Genomic DNA, 22,711 nt, shown 5'->3' with positions numbered 1-22,711 from the left:
GATACTCCGGCACAAGCCCCAGGAGGCCCCCATGTCCCTGCCCGCCGCGTTCCACGAGATCGCCGAGCGCGTGAACAACTGGGGCCGCTGGGGGGAGGAGGACGAGCGCGGGACGCTCAACCTGATCACCGACGCCGTCGTACGGGAGGCCGCAGCCACCGTCCGCACCGGCCGCCGGATACCGCTCGCCCTGCCGCTCCAGCAGGACGGGGTGCAGAGCGGGCTGATCCCGGGCCGGGTCAATCCGCTGCACACGATGGTCCAGATCAACCAGGAGATCTTCGGCCCCGGCACGGTCGCCACCAGCGACGACGCCGTCACGATGGGGCTCCAGGCCGCGACCCACTGGGACGCCCTCACCCACGCCTCGCACAGCGGGAAGATCTACAACGGCCGCCCGGCGGACACGATCACGGCGCACGCCGGAGCGCGGTTCTCGTCAATCGCCGCCGTGGGCCACCTCGTCTCGCGCGGCGTACTTCTTGATGTCGCGCGCGCCCGGGGCGTGGACCGGCTGCCGGGCGATCACGCCGTCACGCCGGAGGACCTGTCGGCGGCGGAGGAGTTCGGAGGCGCACGGGTACGGGCCGGGGACGTCGTGCTCGTACGGACCGGGCAGGTGCAGGTGGCGCTGGCCGGGGACCGGCACGCGTACGGCTATCCGTCACCGGGGCTCTCCGTGCACACGCCCGAGTGGTTCCACGCGCGGGATGTGGCCGCCGTCGCCAACGACACCCTGACCTTCGAGATCTTTCCGCCGGAGATCGAGGACCTGTGGATGCCGGTGCACGCCCTGCACCTGGTGGAGATGGGCATGCTCCAGGGCCAGAACTGGAACCTGGAGGCGCTGTCCACCGCCTGTGCGGAGGAGGGACGGTGCGCGTTCCTGCTCACGGCCACGCCGGAGCCGTTCACCGGGGCCACCGGCTCTCCGGTCGCCCCGGTCGCGGTCCTGTGAGCGGCCCTCGACGCGGAACGGGCCCCGGCGGACAGGCCGCTGACCTCAGCCTTCAGGCCTCAGGCCAGGCCGGTGGTGAGCGGTCCCGACGGGAAAGCCGCGGTCCTCAGGCCAGGTTGGTGAAGACGCACGTGGGCGGCTCGCACGTCTCGCCGCCCTGGATGACCACCGTGGGCGTCTCCTGGGGTCGCACCGGCGCGCTCCGGTCGACCTCGCACCAGATCTGCTTCCCGGCGCCCTCCGGCTGCCAGCCCCAGCGGTCCGCGAGGCCGTCCACCAGCTCCAGGCCCCGGCCGTTGGTGTCGTCGCCCTCCGCGTGACGCTGGAGCGGCGGGCGGTCGCTGGCGTCCGCGACCTCCACCCGGACCGTGCCGCCCGCCCCGGAGGCTTCGGTCCCGCCGAACAGCATCCGCAGCACAGCCGGGCAGCCCGTGTGGACGACCGCGTTGGTGACCAGCTCCGAGATCAGCAGGATGAGCGTTTCGGCGAGCGGCTCGTCATCGCCTATCCCGGAACCGACCAGGCGCGACCGCGCCCACTTACGGGCCCGCCCCACCTCTGCGGGATCCGGACCGACCTCCAGCTGAACCTGAAGCACCTGCACCGCTCACACCATCCGAACCGGCGGACACATCGCCTCGCGCCTTCTCAGGGTCACGGAACGTGATTCCCTTACGCGACAGCATGGTTGACGTACAGTCACCGCAACAAGCGCTTCGGGCATATTCCAGCGCGAAGGAGTACGCGTGGTGCATACTGTGCGACGCACGCTGCGGGGAGTCGAACAGGAGCGCGCAGAGACCGCGAGAATCGCTTCCCGGGCAGGCCCGGCGCATCTCCGGCAAGAGCCCTCGCCCCGGACCGGAGCCGCCGCACAGGCCGCCCCCGGATCGCCCGGTTCCAGAACCACTCGCATCCCACGGAGCGTACCCGAGCCGGACCCCGACTCCACCCGGTGACGAATCACGCAAAGGACACAAGCCGGTATCGACGCCGACCGGCTGCACTGAGTCACCCTCCACCCCCGGCTTCCACGCCTGCGCGACCGTACGCCGCCGAGCTGCCGGGAAGCGGCCCTGCGGCCCCCAGATCGGCGGCGAGCAGCTCCTCGGCCGCCGCCCCGCCGAGCCAGCACGCGGACCGCAGCCAGGCCCGTTTGAGGTGGAGGTGAACATCTGCCTCCCAGGTGAAGCCCATTCCGCCATGGATCTGGAGGCAGTCGCGGGCGTTGCGGACGGCCGCCTCGTCGGCGAGCAGCTTGGCCGCCGCGATCTCCACCGGATCGCCGGTGACCGCTGCCGCGTACACGGCGGCGCGGGCCGGTTCGGTGCGGGCGAGCATGTCGGCGCAGAGATGTTTGACCGCCTGGAACGATCCGATGGGCGATCCGAACTGCTCGCGCTCCCCGGCGTGTTGAACGGCCGCCTCGGTGGTCCGGGCGGCGCTGCCGAGCTGTTCGGCGGCGGTCAGCAGCGCGGCCTCGCACCGGAACCGCTCCGAGTGCGCCGTGGTGCGCTCCGCCGACGGCATCCGGTGCAGCGGCGTGAGCGGGTCCATCGACCGTACGGGCCGGGCGGCGGCCGCACAGGCGCGCAGCGCCTCCCCGGCGAGCGCCCCCGCGCCCGCCAGCACCGCGTCCGCCTCCCCCAGGTGCGCCACCGGCAGCCGCCCGTCCGCCGCCGTCACCACCGCCTCGCCCTCCGCGGCCCCCTTCACCAGGCCCGCCGCGAGGTGGGTGGCGACCAGCGGGCCCGGCAGCAGTGCCCGGCCCGCCTCCTCGAAGAGCAGCACGGCTTCCGGGAGTCCGAGCCCCACCCCGCCCTCCGCCTCCGGGAGCCGCAGCGCGAAGAACCCGGCCGCGCCCAGCTCCCGCCACAGGCCCCGGTCCACCGCCCCGCCCCGCTCCACCGCCGCCCGCAGCCGGTCCCGGTCGAACACCGCCCCGAGCAGGTCGCGCATCCCGGACCGCAGGGCCCGCTGGTCGTCCGAGAGCTGGAAGTCCACGGTGGTCAGCGCCCCTTCGGCAGGCCGAGGATGCGCTCGGCGACGATGTTCCGCTGGATCTGCGAGGTGCCCGCCGCGATCGTGTACGAGAGGGAGGAGAGCCGGTCCAGGACCCATTCCCGGTCCATGTCGAACGCGTCAGCGCCCAGCACCTCCGCCGCCGCCTCGTACAGCTCCTGGCGGACCCCGGAGTAGCGCAGCTTGAAGACCGAGCCGCCGATACCCGGGACCCCGCCCGTGCGCTGGGACTCGCTGACGTTCCACTCGGTGAGCCGCCACAGGGACCGCAGCTCGGCGTTCAACCGGCCCAGCCTCCGCCGCAGCACCGGGTCGTCCCAGCGCCCGTTGGACCGGGCCTCGTCGGCGAGCACGTCCAGGGTGCGGCGGCAGGCCACGACCTCGCCGACGAAGGCCGTACCGCGTTCGAAGGAGAGGGTGACCATGGTGACCCGCCAGCCGTCGTTCTCGGCCCCGACCCGGTTGCGTACCGGCACCCTGACCTCGTCGAGGAACATCTCCGCGAACTCCGTGGACCCCGCCAGGGTCCGCAGCGGGCGGACCGTGATGCCGGGCGCGTCCATCGGCATCGCGAGCCAGCTGATCCCCCGGTGCTTCGGCGCCTTCGGGTCCGTACGCACGAGCAGTTCGCACCAGTCGGCGACCTCCGCGTGCGAGGTCCAGATCTTGCTGCCGCTGATCACGTAGTCGTCGCCGTCGCGCACCGCCCGCGTCCGCAGTGCGGCCAGGTCGGACCCCGCGTCCGGCTCGCTGAACCCCTGGCACCAGACCTCGTCGCCGCGCAGCACCGGGGGCAGCCAGCGGGCCCGCTGCTCGGCCGTGCCCTCGGCGGCGACGGTTGGCCCGGCGTGCAGCAGCCCGACGAAGTTCGCCCCGACATAGGGCGCTCCGGCCTTCTCCGTCTCCTCCAGGAAGATCAGGTGCTGGGTCGGGGTCGCACCCCGCCCGCCCGCGTCGACCGGCCAGTGCAGGCCCGCGTACCCGGCGTCGTACAGCATCCGCTGCCAGGTCGTGTCGTACGCCCGGCGCGCGGGCCAGTCGTCGGGCGAGGGCTTGGCGGGCAGGCCGGGGAGCACGGCCGCCAGCCACTCCCGCAGCCGCCCCCGGAACTCCTCCTCGGCCTTCGTGTACGCGAGATCCACGGTTCCGCCGCCTACTTGTCCAGGTCCAGGCCGAGCATCCGGATGGCGTTTCCGCGCATCAGTTTGTAGACGGTCTCCTCGTCCAGTCCCTTGACGTGGTCGAGCGCGACCTCCTTGGTGTGCGGGAAGGTCGAGTCCACGTGCGGGTAATCGGTCTCGAAGGTGGCGTTGTCCCGCCCGACGACGTCGAGCGCGGAGATGCCGTGCTTGTCGCGGAAGAAGCAGCAGAACATCTGCCGGTAGTAGTACGTGGACGGCGGCTCGGGGATCAGATCGCGCACCCCGCCCCAGGCCCGGTGCTCCTCCCACACGTCGTCGGCGCGCTCCAGGGCGTACGGTATCCACCCCATCTGGCCCTCGCTGTAAGCCAGTTTCAGCGTCGGGAACTTCACCAGCACCCCGCTGAAGAGGAAGTCCATCATCGAGGCCATCGCGTTGTTGAAGGAGAGCGAGGCCTGCACGGCCGGGGGCGCGTCCGGGGAGGCCGCGGGCATCTGGGAGCTGGACCCGATGTGCATGTTGACGACCGTGCCGGTCTCCTGGCAGACCGCGAAGAACGGGTCCCAGTAGCCGGTGTGGATGGACGGGAGCCCCAGGTGGGTGGGGATCTCGGAGAAGGTGACCGCCCGTACGCCCCGCGCCGCGTTCCGCTTGATCTCCGCCACCGCGAGGCCGATGTCCCAGAGCGGGATGATGCAGAGCGGGATGAGGCGTCCGCCGCTGTCGCCGCACCACTCCTCGACCATCCAGTCGTTGTAGGCGCGTACGCAGGCGAGGGCGACCTCCTTGTCGTGCGCCTCGGCGAAGGTCTGCCCGCAGAAGCGCGGGAAGGTCGGGAAGCAGAGGGAGGCCTCGACGTGGTTGAGGTCCATGTCCTTGAGCCGTTCGGCCGGGTCCCAGCAGCCGGGGCGCATCTCGGCCCGGGTGATTCCCTCCAGGGTCATGTCGTCGCGGTCGAAGCCGACGGCGGCGATGTTCCGCTTGTACGGGAACTTCAGGTCCTCGTAGATCCACCAGTCGGCCGGCGGCCCGTCCGGGTCCATCGTGATGACGTACTTCCCGCCCGTGTACGCCAGCTCCCCGATGCCCGCCGTCAGCGGCTGCGGCCCCCGCTCGCGGTACTTCGCGGGGAGCCAGGCGGCGAAGAGGTGCGCGGGCTCGATCACATGGTCGTCGACGCTGACGATCCGAGGCAGTTCCGTGTCCGTCATGGTGTGCCGTCCCCTCCGCGCACCCGGCGCACCCGTCGGGTTCCCGGGAGCGGGCGCCATTTCTGATGGTCCGTCAGATTCGATTGCGGCCATCAGGCTAGCCCCGCACCCCTGGACCGACAAGGCACGGAGCCCTACGCTCTCCGCATTATCTGACTATCCGTCAGCCCGGAGGGATCCCTGTGACCGCCGTGAACGACGTGACCGCGACCGCCCACGCGCTGGGCGCGTCCCGCACCTTCTGGGAGCTGATCGAGGCGCGCGCCGCCCTCACCCCCGACCGCCCGGTCCTGCTCCAGGAGGACCGGTCCCTGACCTTCGGCGGGCTGCGGGACCGCGCCGAGCGCGTGGCCGCCGGACTGTACGGGATGGGCGTGCGGGCGGGCAGCGTGGTCGCCTGGCAGCTGCCGACCCGGCTGGAGACGGCCCTGCTCTCCTTCGCCCTGACCCGGCTCGGGGCCGTACAGACCCCGGTCATCCCGTTCTACCGGGACCGCGAAGTGCGGTTCGCCCTCAGGGAGTCGGGGGCAGCGTTCTTCGCCGTGCCGGGCGTCCGGCGCGGCTTCGACCACACCGCGATGGCCGAGCGGATCGCCGGGGAACTGGCCGACCCGCCGCGCGTCTTCGAGGCGTACGACACCCTCCCCGACGGCGATCCGGCCGTGCTGCCGCCCCCGCCCGGACCGGAGACGGGCGAGGAGATCCGCTGGATCTACTGGACCTCGGGCACCACCTCCGACCCCAAGGGCGTCCTGCACACCGACCGTTCCCTGATCGCGGGCGGCTCCTGCCTCGCCCACGCCCTGAGGCTGTCGGCGGACGACGTGGGCTCGATGGCGTTCCCGTACGCGCATGTCGCCGGGCCCGACTACACGGTGATGCTGCTGCTGTACGGGTTCCCGGCGGTGATGTTCGAGCAGTTCGCGCTGCCGGACGCGCTGGCGGAGTACCGGCGCCACGGGGTGACCGTGGCGGGCGGGTCGACCGCGTTCTACGCGATGTTCCTGGCCGAGCAGCGCAAGGCGCCGGACCGGCCGCTCATCCCGTCGCTGCGGCTGCTCGCGGGCGGCGGGGCGCCGAAGCCGCCGGAGGTGTACCACGCGGTGGTACGGGAGATGGGCGTCCAGCTCACCCACGGGTACGGCATGACCGAGGTCCCGATGATCACCATGGGAGCGCCGGACGACACCCCGGAGAACCTGGCCCTGACCGAGGGGCGGCCGCCGGAGGGGATGGAGATCCGGATCGCCGACGAGCACGGCAAGCCGCTCCCGTACGGAAGCGAGGGCGAGGTGCGGCTGCGTGGGGAGGCGGTCTGCCGGGGATATCTCGACGCCGCCGCCTCCGCCGCGGCCTTCGACGCCGAGGGGTTCCTGATCACCGGGGACCTGGGGCGGCTCCAGGAGAGCGGGCACCTCACGCTCACCGGGCGGCTCAAGGACATCATCATCCGCAAGGGCGAGAACATCTCCGCCAAGGAGATCGAGGACCTGCTGCACATCCACCCGGGCGTGGCCGACGCGGCGGTCATCGGGCTCCCGGACGCGGAGCGCGGCGAACGGGTCTGCGCGGTGGTCGAACAGCCGCCCGGCGCCCCGCCCCTGACGCTCGCCGAACTCTCCGCCCATCTGCGGGGCGCGGGGCTCTCCGTCCACAAGCTGCCCGAGCAGCTGGAGGTGCTCGACGCGCTGCCCCGCAACGAGACGCTGCGCAAGGTGCTCAAATACCGGCTGCGGGAACGGTTCGGCGGGTGAGGAGAGGCGTGACGGGGCGGCGCACCGCCCCCGTCACGCCCGGAACGCCTACGCGTCCGGCTCGATCACCGTGAAGTACGCGGCGAACGCCGCCATCACGTCACTTTCCGCGATCTGCCCGTCCCGGTCCGTGTCCAGGCTCTGGGCCGCGATGCCCGCGATCTCGTCGCCCGCCCCGAGCACCCGGAGCGCCCGCTCCACCGCCGCCACCGACGCTCTGCCGCCGTTGTCGCTGTCCGCGACGGCGATGGCCGCCCGCAGGAAGGGCCGGGCGATCTCCGCGAACCTTTCCGGATTGTCCCGGAGCCGCTTCACCGCCCCGCCCACGAACTCCTCACGGGTGACCCGCTGGTCCCCGTCCACATCGGCGATCCCCGCCATGCCCTGCCAGAAGGCCTCGGCACCGGTGTAGAGCGCCTGGCCCTTGTCGCAGCGGGCCGTCGTACCGAACTCGGTGAGCAGACGGGCGGCTGCGGCGTTGAAATCGGCGCGATCGATGTAGCCGTTGCCGTCCTGGTCGAAGGCGGCGAAGCGGTGCGCGATCTTTCGCTCGTACTCTGCGCTGTCCATGCGGGGAGCGTACGACGCCCGGGGCCTTCACGTGTCACCGAGAAGCTGTTCCTGTGTGACAACCTCGCATCGGCCAGTGGCCGGGCTTGCAGGACACCGGCGGAGACGCTGATGAGACCGTGCCTGGTCCACGACAGGTGATCGCCCACTTACCCACTGTTCCTGTTAGTTGAAGTGCACAACTTGAGCTTGCTTGATCAGTTGAGCGGCCACTGAGCCGTCTCCGACCTGACGGGTGGTTGGACGGACGACCCCGGCAGTGGGCATGAAGAAGCCCCCTGGCAGACAGGCCCACGACCAGGATCACCCGTCCGCCAGGAGGCTTCGCGCGCTTGTCCGAGGCGATGCCGGCCGATGAAGGCCGCCCCTGTGCGCGCCTTGGGGTGCAGCGCAGGGGCGGCCGGATCGGGTGTCAGCGCAGGGCTTGGGCGACGCGCTGTCGGAGGGTCCGGTCGCCGATGGTGTCGGCGTCGCGCCAGGCGGGGGACTGTCAAACGAGCGGTGTATCTCGGGTTGTTGAGGGTTACTGGCGTGCTGCGGAGAGTCGGCCGTCGAAGGTGATGTCGAAGGCGTTCAGAGCGGTTCTCCAGCGCATGGTCCACCGGGCCTGGCCCTTGCCGGTCGGGTCGAGCGACATGATTGCCATGTAGACGCACTTAAGGACGGTCTCGACCGCGTCAGGAAGCCCTTTCAGCCCGTCGCGGACGAGCATGAGGACGTCGTTCACACCGCGGTTCTTGATCTCGGTGAGGATGTGCGTCCCGTGCTTGGCGCCCTCGCCGCCGTCGCCGGCCCACAGCCCGAGAATGTCCCGCCGGCCCTCGACGGTGACGGCCAGGGCCACGTAGATGGGCCGGTTGGCGACCGCGCCGTCGCGGATCTTTACGTGGATGGCGTCGATGAAGACCACCGGGTAGACGGCGTCCAGGGGCCGGTTCTGCCATTCGGCCATGCCTTCGAGGACCTTGCCGGTGATCGTGGAGATCGTCTGGCGCGACACGTCGGCGCCATAGACCTCGGCCAGGTGGGCCTGGACCTCGCCGGTGGTCAGGCCCTTCGCCGCGAGTGAGATGACCATCTCGTCGACGCCGGACAAACGCTTCTGGCGCTTCTTGACGATCTTCGGTTCGAAGGAGCCCTCGCGGTCGCGGGGCACGGCTATCTCCACCAGGCCCACGTCGGTCAGAACGGTCTTGGCGCGGGTGCCGTTGCGGGAGTTGCCGCCGTTCTTCCCCACCGGATCGTGCTTGTCATAGCCGACGTGATCGGTGATCTCGCCCTCCAGGGCCGACTCCAGGAGCCGTTTGGTCAGCTGCTGGAGCAGCCCGCCCTCGCCGGTCAGCTGCAGGCCCTCCGCCTGAGCCCGGCCCACCAACTCGTCGATCAGCCGGTCGTCCACAGACTTCGACGGCAACGTCTCAGACGGCTCGACGGGCTCGGCCTTGGTCACGTTGTTGCTGGTCATCGATGCATCTTCCATGATCGGGAGTTACACCGAACGTTTTACAGTCCCCATAGAGACCCCCAAACCAGATACTTCACCCACCCACCGTGAGGTCAGGTCGAAGTGCTCGGCGCACCGATTTGCGTAACGTCGCGAGGTCGACGGGGTGGCGGACCGCGGCGGCAGCCTGACAGGAGGCCAGGAGCGCCTTCAACGTACGGGGGGCCATGCCCGGCAGGACGAACGGCGATGAATGCGTGGCCATATACATGCCGACGACCCGGGCGGCCTCGTCCGTAAGGATCACGACCTCCGCGCTCTCGCTGCCCGGGCGCCCAATCTGGGAGGGATAGTCGGCGCAGCCCTTCAGACACCAGGATCGCTGGGCAGCGCAGAGGTCCATCGCGGTCATCCCGGCCAACAGCAGCACGGCGGCAGCCTTCAGTCTGAGCTGTGTACCAGGAATGGCGTGCACGGAAGCATTCAGACGGCGGAGCTCTGCGGCGGTGAGGTAGCTGTAGGTGCCCATGGGTCGGCCCTTCCCCGAACTGCTGGCGGGGAGGCAGGCACCCAGCGAGAAGGGGCCGGCATCAGAGTGGAGAGTTCATACCATCCCTGGATACAGACCGGTGGTGCGTTCCGATACAGCGTGCAGAAGCAAGTCGTAGTGAATGGTAGTGAGCGAGAGCGCACTTTGCAGCTCGGTTAGGTAAATTCGCGCCATTGACTAAGCGGGCCGTGGGGGGTCTTAATTGATCGAGTCCGAAGGTCTCTAGGGCGTTCGGGACTCCGTGTCTCTGGTGCGCCCACTCCCGCCACGGGGCCAGTCCCATCCGATGGCCTACCCCGCAGAACGGGAAGAGGGCCGGGGACATTTCGCACGACCGACGGTGCAGCGCGCAAGCAGCGTGCCCCTTCGATGCCTTCCGCACCTCCTCGGCCGCCTTCGACGTGCTGCCCTTTGAGTAAAGGAAGAAGTCAGATGATCCGCCGGTCAAGCGGACGTTCCGTCATGCGTAAAGCGAGGATGGCCACCTACATGACGGGCGACTCCCTCGGTTACGCCCTGTTCGCCACACGCTGGCTTCAGGCGCCACTCTACCTTGGGCTCGTGATCGCCCAAGGCGTATATGTGTATCAGTTCTTCCAAGAACTGCTCACACTCATCGAAAGAGTCGCCTCAGGGCACGTGGAGGACAGCTACATCATGCTGTCTGTGCTCAAACTGATCGACGTCGTCATGATCGCAAACCTGCTGATCATGGTGATTGTCGGCGGGTACGAGACGTTCGTCTCACGCATCATCCTGCATGACCACCGGGACCGTCCGGAATGGATGTCCCACGTCAACTCGAACATCCTGAAGGTCAAGTTGGCGATCGCGATCGTGGGCATCTCCTCCATTCATCTCCTGCAGGAATTCGTCAACATGCGGGAGACCCCCTCGAAGGACCTCATGTGGGGGACGATCATCCATCTCGCTTTCATCGTCTCCGCGCTGGCCCTGGCCTATATAGCCGGCCCCATGGGCCCTCACGATGCGGGTACTCACCCGCAGTCGGGCGACGAAGACCACATGCGTGAGGCGTTCCCCGCCACCTCGACAACCAGCGACCACATCCGCAGGTCGCCCTCGAACCCCCCATCCAGCCCGAACTGAAGGAGAGTTCTGTGAAGATCACGGCGATAGAGAACTGCTGGGAACAGCACCTGGCCGACATCGGCCTGACCGTCCAGGCGGACCCGGCGGTGGCCGGGCAGGCCCTGGTCTCCACCGGCGGCAAGGAGCCCGTGCGCCTGCGCATCGCAGGGAGCTCGCCTCTCCGTATGGACCAGGAGTCGGCAGTCCAGGCGGCCACCGGGCTGATGCACATGTACGGCCTGCGTGAAGGCGCCGGGCCACGCCGACTGGGCCTGCCCTACGCCTCGGTGAACACGGCCGTCATGGCCGCGCAGGGCATCTATGCCTCCCTCATCGGCCAGGCAAGGGGTTCCACCCGTGGCTCCACGCTGACGATGAACCCCGGCGCCGGGGTCCTCCTCGGCCAGTCCCACCACGTCGAACTCGCAGAGGAGGGAACGGACGTCGAAGCCTACGGCACTGGTGAGCCACCACCGTTCCGTACCCAGGACGGCCACCTCATCGAGATCGAGACGCTGAAGCCCGAGCGTTGGGACGCGTTCTGGCGGCGCCTCGGTGCGGACCGAAGGGACGTCGGCCGGGCGTGGCGGGCCCACGAGGCCCGGCAGTGGACAGCGTGTTTCCGGGCACCGGAGTCCCTCCACCGGGCGGCCCTCCGTCCACTCGCCTACATCCAGGCCGTGGCGGAGCGTGAAGGCGTCTGCATCATGCAGTTGGACGGCGGCATCGCGGACCAGCTGACCGAGCCCTGGGTAAATGCCCCGTCCCCGACGCGCCGCCGGGCAATGCCGCACAGAGAGTCGCGGATCTCCCCGAAGTGGCTTCCACTCTACGGAATGACAGTGGTGGAGGCGTCTCACTTCCTCCAGGGCCCGTACGCCGGCCGTGTCCTCGCCCTGCTGGGGGCACAGGTCATCCGCCTGGAACCTCCGGCAGGGGATCCGGCCCGCGGGATCGAACCAGTCGTCAACGGGTGCTCGGTCTCCTTCCGGGCCCTGCACCGCGGCAAGGCGACTCTCAACGTCGACCTGACGAACACTCACGACCGCCACCTAGTCCACGAGCTGATCGCGGACGCGGACGTCTTCGTGACGAACTGGTCGCCAGGGTTGCTCGGGCGTACGCACCTCGACTACACAACCCTGCACCACGTCAACCCCTCGCTCGTCTACGGACAGGCATCCGGTGGGATGCCCGACACGGAGGGGTGGCCCCACACTGCCACCGACTGGTCCATCCAGGCCGCTTCGGGTATGGCGCGCGCGTTGCGGCCGGAGGAAGAGGACCCGGCGGTCTCCCAGATGACACTCCTGGACCCGCTCGGCGGGATGCTCTGTGCCGAAGGGGTCCTGGCAGCGCTGCTGCACCGGGAGGACAGCGGCCAGGGCGGGCTGGTCGAAACATCGCTGCGGCACGCGGCACGGTTGCTCATGAGCTTCCCGTACGTCAGGGGCGGCCCGCTCTTTCACCCGCTGCCGACCAAGGACGGCTACCTGGCGGTGGACGACAGCCCGCAGCTGCGCGCACTCCTGGACATGAGCGAGTCGTCCGACCGCCTGGCCTTCACCCAGGTCCTCGCCTCGAAGCCAGCCGCCGAGTGGGAGAAGGAGCTGACGGAGGCCGGTGCGGTCGCCACACACGCCCGGTCAATGGCAGAGGTGCTGTGCGACCCGCCCGACACGAACTGGCTGCGCTTCCACCGGGGCATCCAGGCCGAACTCCCCTGGAGGATGTCATGAGCGAAATAGCGGGTGGGACTCCGGCTCCGGACTCCTCCTACTGGGCGGCCGACCGCTACCAGCACATCGCCAACCGGCTGATGCCGATCAGCACAGCCATGTGCGACCTCGCCAAGCTGCGCGCCAATGAGCTGGTCCTGGACGTGGGTTGCTCCACGGGGAACGCCTCCCTGACCGCGGCGCGCCGCCAGTGCAAGACGACGGGGATCGATCTGGACCCCGGAATGCTCGCCGTCGCCGCACGCCGGGCCGAGACGGAGATGCTGGCCGTCACCTTCCGCCGGGCCGACATGCAGAGACTGCCGTTCTCCGACGAGAGCTTCGACGCGGTCCTCTCCGCCTACGCGGCAATGTTCGCGGAGGACGCGCGCGCGACGGTGGCCGAGCTGCTGCGTGTCTGCCGGCCCAACGGCAGGATCGTGCTCGCGCACTGGGATCCCGATTCGGTGATCACGGGCATGTTCGCTCTTCTGAACGCGTACTGCCCGGATGTCGACGACGGGACCGACGTGGCTTCGCGGTGGGGTACCGCCGACGGGCTCTCGGAACTGTTCGGGGCCAACGCGACGATCTATACCCGCCCCAGGCACATCCATGTGGAAGCCGTCAGCGCGAAGCACTGGGCCGAGAACATCTGCCTGAACTTCGGCCCCGCCCGCCAGACGCTGGCCGCCGTGGACGCGGACACCGGCAGACAGGTCCGGCACGAACTGGCCGAGCTGTTCCACCGGTACGACGAGACCGACACTCCAGGGGTGGCGAGGATACGCGTCGACTACCTCGAAGGTATGGTGACTCCGATCCGCAGAACGTACGTCAAAGCCGCCCCGTCGGCGCAGGGTAGTCGGCCGGGCATCTGATGGACACCCGACCGGGGGCACCGGTCGGGGTTCCGATCTCGCCGACGGACCAGCACGCCGCACGGACACCGAGCCGGACCAGTGAGCTACTTCGAGTTGGCCACCGATCGGGTGACGGGCCGTGAAGCGCAACGGACGAGGCCCCCGGGCTGTTGATCGAGATGTCTGACGTCTCAACCACGCTGCTCAGGGGCCTCGTTGGTCATCTATCCTGCCGCACTCGACCTGCCTCACGCACTCGTGGAGTGGGTCACCATGCTCATCGTCACCCGTGAGGGCGACCGGCGCTGCAAGCTCCGCCCGTCCCAGCGCGCGATAGTGGCACTGGTGTACCTGCGCGAACACACCACCCTGGCGAAGATCGCTGCCGCGTTCGGAATCAGCGAGTCCACCGCCCACGCCTACACCAGCGCGGTCATCCACCTGCTCGCCGAACGAGCGCCCGGCCTGCTGAAAGTCCTTCGCGAGGCCGACCCCGACTTCGTTCTGCTGGACGGCACCCTGGCCGAGTGCGACCGGGTCGGCGACGGCCGGGCCGACTACTCCCACAAGCATCGCCGGCACGGAGTGAACGTGCAGGTGGTCACCGATCCGGACGGTCGGGCTGCTGTGGCTCTCACCCGCCCTGCCGGGCCGAACCCATGACCTCACCGCCGTCTCCACCGCATCATCCGCATCTGCGAGCGCCAGGGCGTCCCCATCCTGGCCGATCTCGCCTACCAGGGCGGCGGCCCTTGGCTGACCATGGGCATCAAACGCAGGCCCCTGCAGGAACTCACCCCGACCGAGAAGACCCTCAACCGGGCCCTGGCCGCGGCACGGGCACCAGTCGAACGCGGCGTCGCCCGCTTGAAGTCCTGGCGGATCTTCCGCAGATCCAGATGCAGTCCGAACCGCATGACGTCAATCGCCAAAGCCGTCCTCACTCTGGAGCGGCAACGCTGAAGAAGCTCAGTGCTGGATCAGGCCGCCGACCGAAACAGGAGCGACGTGGCCGCTCGCCGGAAGCGTGTGTGCCAGTGCGAGGCCGATGTCGACCAGAGATGACCGGCGCAGTCTGGGGACGTGGGGGACTGGAGTCCAGACTGACTCGGCGATTTCGCCGTTCGGTTCCGGCCGGAGTTGGCCGCCCGTGATGCGAACCTGATAAAAGATGCCGACGTTCTGATGCTCTGATCCACCGGGAATGGCACGTTCGGCTGCAGGGATCACCCTGGAGTCAACGCCCAGCAGGCGTTCGACCACCGCGTCGCAGCCGGTCTCCTCAGCGACCTCCCGGATCACCGCGTCGAACGGATCCTCCGCGTGCTCGACCCTGCCCCCCGGAAGCGTCCAGTTACTCTCGCCCTCCGGCGGCACGTGGCGGGCGAGCAGGACTCGCCCGCCCTCGATACACACGGCATATGCCGCCAGCCGAAAACTCATCCCCCGCACCTCCCCCCGAACTCTATCCCGCCGCCGACTGGGAGTACTTCTACGTCGCTCCTTCCAGACCGCTGTGCTGGCTGCCGAATAGCGCAGGGTTGGAACACTGTCTCTTCCCCAGTCGGGCTGGTGCGTCACCGTGGTGACGGCGTCGGCGGGAATGCCCGTCTCCTCGGTGAGCTCCCGCAGGGCCGCCTCCAGCAGTGTGTCGTCCACGCTTTCCAGGTGGCCGCCGGGCAGGAGCCACTTGTCCAGGGCGAGGTGGTGGATGTGAAGGATGCGCCCGTTCGGTCCGGAGAGGATCGCGCCGGCGGTCGCGTGGCCGCGGAACTCGCTGCGGACGGTGAGGTCGGCGCCGGAGTCCAGGAGGTCCAGGACCGGTGCGAGGCCGGGCTTCTCCTCGGGGTGTTCGTCGAGGTAGTCGGTCAGGGTGGCGCGGAGGTGGGATTCAGGGATGGGCAAGTCGATCACCTATTGAAGTAGGAGAGCCAGGTCGCCGCGATCGCGGCTCGGTCGGCCGCGGAGACCTCGTGCATGCCGGGGTCGAGGTCTCCGCGGGTGAGCATCCTGATCCCGGCGAGGATCTCGGCCTGGACCAGGAAGATGAACGGCCCAACGCTGGCGCCGTGCAGGAAGTTCACGGCGTTGCCGCCGTTCGCCAGATAGAAGTAATGGCCGGTGGTCTGGTAGCCGGTGACGTGGTCGCCGACCATCGTGCGCGTGTAGACGTTCGGCAGTCCGGCAAGGTCGAGTTCGTCCTCACTGCTGGTGACGGTGGCGATGTAGGCGCCGTTGCGAAGGTGCGGGAAGTCCTCACCTTGGAGGGAGACCGCGCCGGTCGCGCAGAGCACCAGCCCGGCCCCGGTCAGTGCGCTCTCACGGTCGCGGGCGACGGCGAAGCCCTGGGAGAGGGCCTGGGTGCGGCGGACGGGGTCGATGTCGAAGACGGTGACCTGGACCCCCTTGGCGTGCAGTAGCCGGGCGATGCTGGAGCCGAGTTTGCCGAAGCCGATGACCAGGGCGGGCCGTCCGTGCAGGATGTCGCCGCGTCCGCGCATGACGGCCTCGGTGGAGAAGACCACGGACTGGCCGACGAGGAAGTCCTCGGGGCCCTTCAGCGGCGAGCGGGCGACCGAGATGACCGGGCAGGGCAGCTTGTCGAGGCCCTCGTAACGGCGGTGGCCGTTCTCGGTGTCCTCGATCACCCCGGCGATCTGGCCGGAGAAGCGTCCGTGGAGGTCGGTGAGGGTCGGGGCGAAGTAGCCGCCGACGTCCAGCAGTGCGACCGGCTCGCCGGCGGCCCGGGACTCGAAGTAGTCCAGGGCGGTGTCGGTCTCGGCGAACAGTTCGCGGGTGAGGGTGTCGACCGGGAAGGTCTGCTCGACCTCGCGCTGGGCGGCCGGGCTGATGGACTTCGGCTTGGGCAGCACCGCCCGCAGCCTGGAGAGGGAGGCGACCGCGCGGACGAAGCCGGGCCGCTCGGGCAGCAGGTGGGTGACCAGGAACGACGCGGCCTGCTCGGCGGGGCGAACTGGGCGGCGATCTTGGCGAAGTAGGCCTCCACCCGGGCGCGTTCGAAGGATTCCATGGCAGTTCCCTCTCGGTGAGAGTGTGGGCCGTGCATGGGGAGGCTGGTGGTTCAGGTGGTGTGGGTGAGGCCGAACAGAAGTCGGTCGCCGGCGAGGGGTGGCGTCCAGGTAGGCGTCGACGCGGGCGGCGTCGGCGGACTGCGGCAGCGGCAGCGGCAGCGGCAGCGGCAGCGGGTCCAGGCCGATCAGGACGACTGCCCGGCCGGTGCAGGTGAGGAGATCGGTCCAGGTCGGGGGTGCGGCAGCCGCAGGCCATAGCGGGAGCCGTGAAACCTCAGCAGCACCCGGTCTCCGATGACCTTCAGGCGCCCATGGAGGTTCGGGATGCTCTCGCGACTGTGGTCAGACCGCCGAGCGATTCGGCGATGTGGCGCATCCGGGACTTGGGTCGCCTCGGCGTTGTCGTGGCTGGTGCGGCCGGGCGGATGAGCGAGCAGGATGTGCGCGATGCTCTGCCCGGCCGGATCGGTGCCCGGCCAGGTCCAGGCCCCCAGCGAGACCAGCAGCCCGGGACCGGGGCCGGAAGCGGCGGCGGCCGGCGCTGCGGGGCGGGTCAGCACGGCATCTCCCCGGCCTTGAAGTGCGACCAGACGATCTTGCCGAGCGGCAGACGGTCCTCGACCCCCCAGCCGTCGGAGAACTCCTCGACGATCAGCAGGCCCCGGCCCGACGGGGCAGTGCCGGAGGGTTGCCGGACTGCGGGGCGGTGGCTGCGGCTGTCGTGCACTTCCAGGCGTACGAAGTCGTCGCCGGGTTCGAGCCTGACCAGGAAGCCGTGACCGGGAGCTGATCCGTGGACGACGGCGTTGGAGGCCAGCTCCGAGACACAGAGGCGGATGTCCTCGGCGCGGGCGGACAGCCCCCAGGAGTTCAGGGTGGTCAGGGCGAAGTCGCGGGCCTGGCCCACCGATTCGGGCTTCGCGGTGAAGTACTGCTGCGTGGGGTCGGGCATGGTGAGCCTCATGTCCCGGCGTCCAGGGAAGCTGTTGGTGAATTCAGAAGTTGAGCCCGGTGTGAGTTGAAGCTCGCACCGGGCTCTCCTGTCCAGGCCAGTGCTGAGGTGCGAGGATGCGTAAGTGGTGACGGAAGCAGAGTGGGAGCGAGTTCAAGGTGAGCTGCGCTTCGGTCAGGTCTTCACGGGCACTGTCGTCCGGGTGCCCAGGCCGGGGGCGATTGGTGTCTTCGTGGACATTGGTCTCAGTGTCGGAGGGTTCGTCGACGTCGTGCTCTTGCCTCGTCGGCGAAACGAAGACTGGCCTGTCGAGGGAACAGTGACCGAGTTCGAGGTCTGGTGGGTGCACAGCGGTCACCAGCAGATACGGCTGAAGCCCTCTGACCCGCGGTACCTGTGCGAGGACTTCGCCGACTTCGTTGCCCGATACAGGCCCAATTGGCCATCCGACATCGGCAAAGCTGTAAGCGGTCCTGGGGCCATCAATCCGTGAGCACTGCTCAGCCCTCACTCTGCTGAAGAGCCGCAAAGTGTGAGACGCGCGTGCGGGCATGGCTGGTACCGGAGAGCCAGGCGTCGATGCGGGCGAGGTTGATGGCGGCGCCCGTGAGTTGGTGCTGGAGGCTGGTCTTGGTCAGGCCGCGATAGCGGGACCTGCGCACATCGCAACGTTGGACGCCTTGAGCAATGGTGCCCTCGACGCCGGCACGGATCTTGTAGCGCTCTTTCCACTCGTCGGTCTGCTGGAGAACACGAGTCTGCCGGAGGGTGTCGTACTCTGCGCGTGGCCGGAGCGTGATCTGTCGTCGCTGCGTCGTTGGTGTGCTCAGGCAGTCACGCCTGTGCGGGCAGGGGCGGCAGTCCAGGACCGAGAAGCCGACCCGGAGCACAGGCATCCGCCGCTGTGAGCTGTGAACGGCCCACGATCTACTGGTGCGACCATTCGGGCAGGTCACGCGCTCGTTGTCCCAGTCGATGGTGAAGGCATCCTGGCCGTAAGCACCATCACCGCGAGGACTGCACGCTGTTGACCGCCTGGAGAGGGCCGTGCAGCTCAACCCCGTAGTCGCGTCGGGCGGCAACCATGGCAGGACTGTTGGCGTAGCCAGTGTCGACCCAGTGCTCCTCAGGTAGAAGCTCCCGCTGGGACAGACTGGCAGGGACCACCGCAGCCATGCGGTCGTCATTGATCGCAGCGGCGGTGGTGGCCACGTTCGTGATCAGATGCAGGTCCCCAGGGCCGCACGTCTCGGTCAGATGGACCTTGTAACCGTCCCAGTCCAGGTCTCGTTTGGAGCCGGTGCGAGTCTCGGAGTCATACGGGGTGACCAGGCCTTTCGTGCCCGGTGGGCGGTCTTTTGGGTCCCTGCGATGCACTTCGCCCTCGACCAGGTGAAATTGCTGGATCCAAATCTTCCGCAGGATCTCCACCTGCGGCAAGGACCTCAGCAAGCCGGGCGCATCCGGTGCGGTCACAACCTGGAGCAGCCGCATGCCGTCGGCGCCGATCCGTCGGCCGATTTCGTCCTGCTTGGAGCGGGCCTTGGGAAACCTCGAATCCTCGGCCCTGGTTGCGTAGTGCCGGAACCAGTCCGGGTCGGCGACCCCGGTCAGCCACTCGGGGGCGACCAGGGCCAGCTCGTTCAACGCGGAGCGTAACGTCTCCGCAACCATCTCCAGCCAACTCAGCTCCCGGGCCGCGGACAGAACATGACTGGAGTCGGTCCGTGCCTTCCCACCACTGGCTAGCAAGCCCTTCTCCCGGGCCGCGGTCAGGATGCCGTCCAGTAGCCGACGTCCCGCATCCACCCCGACCAGACGGTCCCTGAACTCCGACAGCACCGAGAAGTCGAAGCCAGGATCGGTCAGATCCAGTCCGAGCGCGTATTTGAAGTCGATTCTCGCCCGCACTGCCTCCGCGGCCTGCCGGTCAGTCAGGCCTTCCACGAACTGCAAAACCAACGCCATGGCGAGCCGACCCGGCGACCACGCAGGCCTACCGCGCGCGGGGAACAGGTCTGCGAACTCCTTATCGCGGAACAGCATCCCCAGCTCGTCCCGGATCCGGGTTGCCAGACTCCTCTTCGGGAAGGCAGCCCGCGCCACCCGCAGGGAGCGGGAACGTCTCCCGGCTCCGTCGGCTGTATCGACATCGGCACCCACCCCATACGACAACGTCGGCCTCCAAGACCACAACCAGGTCTTGAAGGCCGACGTCACGCCGAGCCCCGAATTAACCAACAGCGTCCGCCGCGGGCGGGGCGTGTCCTGGGATCTGGCGGCGGGCGGGGCTGCCGGGAGGGACGGAGTGGCCGTGGTCGGCAGGGCTGGACCAGCGGGTACCGCGGACCAGCAGCAGGCGGGCCCCGGCCGTCTCGATCCGCCTCTTCCGCTCGGCCGCTGTCGTCTTGGGGCCCAGGTGGGAGGCAGCGGGCAGCACGACGCCGTAGGTGTCTGGCAGCGCGAGCACGTCCAGCAGCCCGGTGAACGCCCCCGAGACGGGCCCGGCCATGGCCGTGCGGTCGGTGAACACCCCCGACAGCGTCAGCTCGTGCTGCCGGCAGTACTCGGCAAGCGATGCGGTCAGGGCGACCTCCCGGGCGCCGGAGACGTTCACCAGCCGCAGGAAGCCATAGACGAGCGGGCCGCTGACGCGGCGACGCTCCGTGAGGGGTTCCATGCTTCCAACCGTCCAGAGGTAAGTCGACAGAGAGCGGGCGGGGGCCGTGGCCTGCGGCTTCGCCCCCTTCACTTGAGCGTGGCGGCAATCCAACGGACGGGAAATGACCGGGTGTTGCACTTCCGTTGCACTTGTGTCCCCCGCCGTGCGTGCTCCGTGCTTCGATGACTTCTCGGAAAGGAGCGACGCGTGGCGACCGTGCACCACTGGAGCGGCCTGGAGGCCCACGCTCTGCGGCTCGCGCTGCGGATGAGCGTTCGTGCGTTCGCCGAACACCTCGGCGTCGCCGTCCGCACGGTTTCCAAGTGGGACAAGCTCACCGCCGCCACCGAACCGCGCCCGGACACCCAGGCCATCCTCGACACCGCACTCGCCCGCGCGGACGCCGCCGTCCACCTGCGGTTCGAAACACTGCTGTCCGAAAGCGGCCGGACCACCGCCGCAGGCCCGGGGCAGCGGGTCACCACCGGCGGACCCGGATGTGGGACTACGAATCGTGGACCGACGACCTGGACCGGACCGTGGTCGCGCTCTCCCGCCAGAACTTCACCTTCGCCGCCAGCCTGCTGACCCGGTGGATCAACCGGTGGAGACCGCCGGAGCTGGACGACAAGGGCCTGTATCTGTTCGCCCGCTCCACCGCCCTGCTCGGCGACCTCCAGCGCGACCAGGGTGCCGTGCTCGGGCCGCTGTCGGCCCAGCACTCCTATGCCGGGGCCCGCTCGGTCTTCACGCAGCTCGACATCCCCCGCCGCGTCGCCCAGCTCGACCTGTCGCTGGCGGTGGTCACGGAGATGTCCGGGAAGCTGGAGATCGCCGCCCGCCACTACGAGACCCTGGCCGTCGACGACCGGCTCTCGCGCCGGGACCGGGCCCGTGCCCGGCTGTGGGTGGGGACCGCGCTGAGCAAGGACGGCAACCACGACTATGCGGCCCGCGTCATGCAGGCGGCGACCCGCGAGTTCGAGGATCTGGCCGAGCCCGACGACTGGTCGGTGGCCCACCAGAAACTCGCCCTCGCCCACCGCGGTGCCGGCGATCTCACTGGCGCCCTGCACTTCATCGACATCGCCCGCAGCAGTCAGGCGACGGACTCACCGATGCAACGCGTGCGACTGGACACCGCCCACGGTCACATCCTGCTTTCCGACCGGGACACCCGCAATGATGGACTTCTCGTCCTCGACCAGGCCTCCAAGGTGGCCTCGCAGTACGGACTCGTGCACCAACTGCGCAGTATCGAGGGCATCAAGGCCATGAGCGAGGGGCCGACCGGGCCCCGGCGAAGGTGACCAGGGAGAGACAGGCGTGAGCGACAACCAGCAGGCCCTCACCGAGGACCAGCGGCAGCAGGCCAAGTTGATCTGGGACTACCACCAGATGCACCACGAGACCCGGCCCGTCGACGCGGCGATCGGCCTGGGCAGCCACGACCTGGGCGTGGCCGCGTTCTCCGCCAAACTGTATCGCGCCGGGCTCTTCCCACACCTGGTCTTCACTGGCGGGAACAGCCCCACCACCGCCAAGGTGTTCCCGCGAGGGGAGGCCATGCACTTCCGCGAGCACGCCATCGAACTCGGCGTCCCCGCCTCGGCGATCCTGCTGGAGCCGAACGCCGGGAACACCGGCCAGAACATCACCCTCTCCCGCGCCGTGCTCGCCACCGCCGGGATCACGCCGAAGACGGTGCTTCTGGTCTCCAAGCCCTATATGGAGCGACGCTCCTTCGCCACCGCCCGCAAACTGTGGCCCGAGGTCGAGATCGTCTGTGCCTCGGAGCCACTGGAGTTCGACGACTACCTCAAGAGCATCGGCGACGAGAAACTCGTCCTGGACATGCTCGTCGGCGACCTCCAGCGGGTGATCGAGTATCCGAAGCTCGACTTCGCCATCGCCCAGGACGTCCCGGAGGACGTGTATGCCGCCTACGAATCTCTCCTCGCCGGCGGCTTCGACAGCCGTCTCCTCACGACTTGAGCTGCCGCCGCCGGGCGGCCTGTGCGCGATCCACCAGCCCAACCTCTTCCCCGGCTGACCACCCTGGCCAAGCTGTTAGCGGCGGACTACTGGATCGTCCTGGACGACGTTCAGTTCACCCGCCGCGACTACCAGCACCGGGCCCGCCTGGCAGGCATCGGCGCCCCGCTCCAACGACAGTGGCTTTCCATCCCCACTCACCTTCCCGGTGGCCGCTGGACTGCCATCAGGAACGCTCAGATCGTCGATCCGATGCGGTCCCGGCGGCGGACCATGCAGATGCTGCGGCAGTACTTCGGGTCCAGCCCGCACTGGCCCGCCCTCGACCAGGCATTGGCCCCGGTGCTCGATCTGTTCACCACCACCGACAAGACCGCCGATGTCACCGAGGCGTCCACGCACATCCTGCTGGACCTCCTCGGCTGGAAGGGCCAGGTCCTCCGCAGCAGCCAGCTGGCGGCCCGGCCGGGGCGGACACAGCGGCTCGCCGACCTGGCCGCAGTCACCGGAGCAAGGTCATATCTGTGCGGAACGGGCGGCATGACATACCTGGAGACCAGCCTCTTCACCTCCTGCGGCATCACCATCACGCCGTTCCGCACTCCGACGACAGGCGGGTGGGACTCCGGCCGTGCGTTCAGCGCGCTCCGGGCTCTGATGATCCTCGGACCGACGGCCCTGGCTGACGCACTGCGGGCCGTCGCCGCTAACCAGGACGAGTCCCGGACCGTCGCGTAATGGCGACG

Annotated in this window: 17 protein-coding genes and 5 pseudogenes; 9 read left to right on the top strand and 13 right to left on the bottom strand. The window is 69.0% G+C overall.

Going from position 1 to position 22,711, the window contains the following annotated elements:
* Positions 1 to 31: 31 nt before the first annotated feature.
* Entirely contained in the window at positions 32 to 958 is a 927-nt protein-coding gene (locus RI138_RS19290) for a cyclase family protein (protein WP_311120946.1), read from the top strand.
* Positions 959 to 1,064: 106 nt separating this feature from the next.
* Here RI138_RS19290 and RI138_RS19285 read toward each other — a convergent pair whose 3' ends face one another.
* From RI138_RS19285 to RI138_RS19270, 4 genes are all read right to left on the bottom strand, one after another.
* Positions 1,065 to 1,562, bottom strand: coding sequence for an ATP-binding protein (locus RI138_RS19285; RefSeq protein WP_311120945.1), 498 nt, complete (start codon positions 1,560 to 1,562; stop codon positions 1,065 to 1,067).
* Between the two features lie 407 nt (positions 1,563 to 1,969).
* Positions 1,970 to 2,962, bottom strand: a complete 993-nt coding sequence (locus RI138_RS19280) for an acyl-CoA dehydrogenase family protein (RefSeq protein WP_311120944.1) — start codon at positions 2,960 to 2,962, stop codon at positions 1,970 to 1,972.
* Positions 2,963 to 2,967: 5 nt separating this feature from the next.
* Positions 2,968 to 4,122: an acyl-CoA dehydrogenase gene (locus RI138_RS19275; protein ID WP_311120943.1), complete on the bottom strand. Its 1,155-nt coding sequence runs from the start codon at positions 4,120 to 4,122 to the stop codon at positions 2,968 to 2,970.
* A gap of 11 nt (positions 4,123 to 4,133) precedes the next feature.
* Positions 4,134 to 5,333 carry an amidohydrolase family protein gene (locus RI138_RS19270; protein WP_311120942.1) on the bottom strand — a complete coding sequence of 400 codons (1,200 nt, stop codon included), beginning with the start codon at positions 5,331 to 5,333 and terminating at the stop codon, positions 4,134 to 4,136.
* Positions 5,334 to 5,515: 182 nt separating this feature from the next.
* Here RI138_RS19270 and RI138_RS19265 point away from each other — a divergent pair, with 182 nt between their 5' ends.
* A complete protein-coding gene (locus RI138_RS19265) occupies positions 5,516 to 7,087 on the top strand; it encodes a class I adenylate-forming enzyme family protein (protein WP_311120941.1) in 1,572 nt (523 codons plus the stop codon).
* Between the two features lie 48 nt (positions 7,088 to 7,135).
* On the opposite strand, the gene RI138_RS19260 is transcribed toward RI138_RS19265, so the two are convergent.
* The 3 genes from RI138_RS19260 to RI138_RS19250 all read right to left on the bottom strand — a co-directional run bounded on the left by RI138_RS19260 (position 7,136) and on the right by RI138_RS19250 (position 9,630).
* Entirely contained in the window at positions 7,136 to 7,657 is a 522-nt protein-coding gene (locus tag RI138_RS19260; protein WP_096627683.1) for an EF-hand domain-containing protein, read from the bottom strand.
* Between the two features lie 523 nt (positions 7,658 to 8,180).
* Positions 8,181 to 9,122, bottom strand: coding sequence for an IS256 family transposase (locus tag RI138_RS19255; protein WP_311120940.1), 942 nt, complete (start codon positions 9,120 to 9,122; stop codon positions 8,181 to 8,183).
* 73 nt (positions 9,123 to 9,195) lie between these two features.
* Positions 9,196 to 9,630, bottom strand: a complete 435-nt coding sequence (locus RI138_RS19250) for a hypothetical protein (protein ID WP_311120939.1) — start codon at positions 9,628 to 9,630, stop codon at positions 9,196 to 9,198.
* A gap of 510 nt (positions 9,631 to 10,140) precedes the next feature.
* Here RI138_RS19250 and RI138_RS19245 point away from each other — a divergent pair.
* The 4 genes and pseudogenes from RI138_RS19245 to RI138_RS19230 all read left to right on the top strand — a co-directional run bounded on the left by RI138_RS19245 (position 10,141) and on the right by RI138_RS19230 (position 14,287).
* On the top strand, positions 10,141 to 10,761 hold the full coding sequence (locus RI138_RS19245) for a TIGR00645 family protein (protein WP_311120938.1): 621 nt from the start codon (positions 10,141 to 10,143) through the stop codon (positions 10,759 to 10,761).
* 11 nt (positions 10,762 to 10,772) lie between these two features.
* A complete protein-coding gene (locus RI138_RS19240; RefSeq protein ID WP_311120937.1) occupies positions 10,773 to 12,482 on the top strand; it encodes a CoA transferase in 1,710 nt (569 codons plus the stop codon).
* Entirely contained in the window at positions 12,479 to 13,342 is an 864-nt protein-coding gene (locus tag RI138_RS19235) for a class I SAM-dependent methyltransferase (RefSeq protein ID WP_311120936.1), read from the top strand. The genes RI138_RS19240 and RI138_RS19235 overlap by 4 nt, the downstream gene beginning before the upstream one ends.
* Before the next feature lie 198 nt (positions 13,343 to 13,540).
* Positions 13,541 to 14,287, top strand: a pseudogene (locus RI138_RS19230) (transposase family protein).
* A 6-nt stretch (positions 14,288 to 14,293) separates the two neighbouring features.
* On the opposite strand, the gene RI138_RS19225 reads toward RI138_RS19230, so the two are convergent.
* From RI138_RS19225 to RI138_RS19200, 6 genes and pseudogenes are all read right to left on the bottom strand, one after another.
* The gene (locus RI138_RS19225) at positions 14,294 to 14,767 is read right to left on the bottom strand and encodes an NUDIX hydrolase (RefSeq protein ID WP_311122938.1); all 474 of its coding nucleotides are present in this window, start codon (positions 14,765 to 14,767) and stop codon (positions 14,294 to 14,296) included.
* A gap of 123 nt (positions 14,768 to 14,890) precedes the next feature.
* Positions 14,891 to 15,238 (bottom strand): annotated as a pseudogene (locus tag RI138_RS19220) (NUDIX domain-containing protein); the annotation flags it as partial.
* Positions 15,235 to 16,355: pseudogene (locus RI138_RS19215) on the bottom strand (adenosylhomocysteinase). The pseudogenes RI138_RS19220 and RI138_RS19215, both read right to left, overlap by 4 nt.
* Positions 16,356 to 16,909: 554 nt before the next feature.
* The gene (locus tag RI138_RS19210; protein WP_311120935.1) at positions 16,910 to 17,308 is read right to left on the bottom strand and encodes an ATP-binding protein; all 399 of its coding nucleotides are present in this window, start codon (positions 17,306 to 17,308) and stop codon (positions 16,910 to 16,912) included.
* Between the two features lie 500 nt (positions 17,309 to 17,808).
* Positions 17,809 to 19,461 (bottom strand): annotated as a pseudogene (locus tag RI138_RS19205) (IS1182 family transposase).
* An 80-nt stretch (positions 19,462 to 19,541) separates the two neighbouring features.
* Positions 19,542 to 19,988 carry a hypothetical protein gene (locus RI138_RS19200; RefSeq protein WP_311120934.1) on the bottom strand — a complete coding sequence of 149 codons (447 nt, stop codon included), beginning with the start codon at positions 19,986 to 19,988 and terminating at the stop codon, positions 19,542 to 19,544.
* A 189-nt stretch (positions 19,989 to 20,177) separates the two neighbouring features.
* Between RI138_RS19200 and RI138_RS19195 the strand changes: the two are divergent.
* From RI138_RS19195 to RI138_RS19185, 3 genes and pseudogenes are all read left to right on the top strand, one after another.
* A pseudogene (locus tag RI138_RS19195) lies at positions 20,178 to 21,280 on the top strand (helix-turn-helix domain-containing protein).
* Positions 21,281 to 21,296: 16 nt separating this feature from the next.
* The gene (locus tag RI138_RS19190; protein WP_311120933.1) at positions 21,297 to 21,965 is read left to right on the top strand and encodes a YdcF family protein; all 669 of its coding nucleotides are present in this window, start codon (positions 21,297 to 21,299) and stop codon (positions 21,963 to 21,965) included.
* A gap of 21 nt (positions 21,966 to 21,986) precedes the next feature.
* Entirely contained in the window at positions 21,987 to 22,703 is a 717-nt protein-coding gene (locus tag RI138_RS19185) for a WbqC family protein (protein WP_311120932.1), read from the top strand.
* The last annotated feature ends 8 nt before the right edge of the window (positions 22,704 to 22,711 follow it).

It is taken from the genome of Streptomyces durocortorensis (assembly GCF_031760065.1).
In the GTDB taxonomy this organism is placed as follows: Bacteria; Actinomycetota; Actinomycetes; order Streptomycetales; family Streptomycetaceae; genus Streptomyces.
The sequence above is the reverse complement of the archived record's forward strand: the minus strand, read 5'-3'. Positions and strand labels throughout refer to the sequence as shown.

Excerpts from the sequence above, each read along its gene's own strand:
- RI138_RS19210 (WP_311120935.1), bottom strand. The coding sequence starts at position 17,308 with ATGCCCGACCCCACGCAGCAGTACTTCACCGCGAAGCCCGAATCGGTG.
- RI138_RS19290 (WP_311120946.1), top strand. The coding sequence starts at position 32 with ATGTCCCTGCCCGCCGCGTTCCACGAGATCGCCGAGCGCGTGAACAAC.
- RI138_RS19245 (WP_311120938.1), top strand. The coding sequence starts at position 10,141 with ATGACGGGCGACTCCCTCGGTTACGCCCTGTTCGCCACACGCTGGCTT.
- RI138_RS19250 (WP_311120939.1), bottom strand. The coding sequence starts at position 9,630 with ATGGGCACCTACAGCTACCTCACCGCCGCAGAGCTCCGCCGTCTGAAT.
- RI138_RS19260 (WP_096627683.1), bottom strand. The coding sequence starts at position 7,657 with ATGGACAGCGCAGAGTACGAGCGAAAGATCGCGCACCGCTTCGCCGCC.
- RI138_RS19235 (WP_311120936.1), top strand. The coding sequence starts at position 12,479 with ATGAGCGAAATAGCGGGTGGGACTCCGGCTCCGGACTCCTCCTACTGG.
- RI138_RS19270 (WP_311120942.1), bottom strand. The coding sequence starts at position 5,333 with ATGACGGACACGGAACTGCCTCGGATCGTCAGCGTCGACGACCATGTG.
- RI138_RS19225 (WP_311122938.1), bottom strand. The coding sequence starts at position 14,767 with ATGAGTTTTCGGCTGGCGGCATATGCCGTGTGTATCGAGGGCGGGCGA.
- RI138_RS19200 (WP_311120934.1), bottom strand. The coding sequence starts at position 19,988 with ATGGAACCCCTCACGGAGCGTCGCCGCGTCAGCGGCCCGCTCGTCTAT.
- RI138_RS19255 (WP_311120940.1), bottom strand. The coding sequence starts at position 9,122 with ATGACCAGCAACAACGTGACCAAGGCCGAGCCCGTCGAGCCGTCTGAG.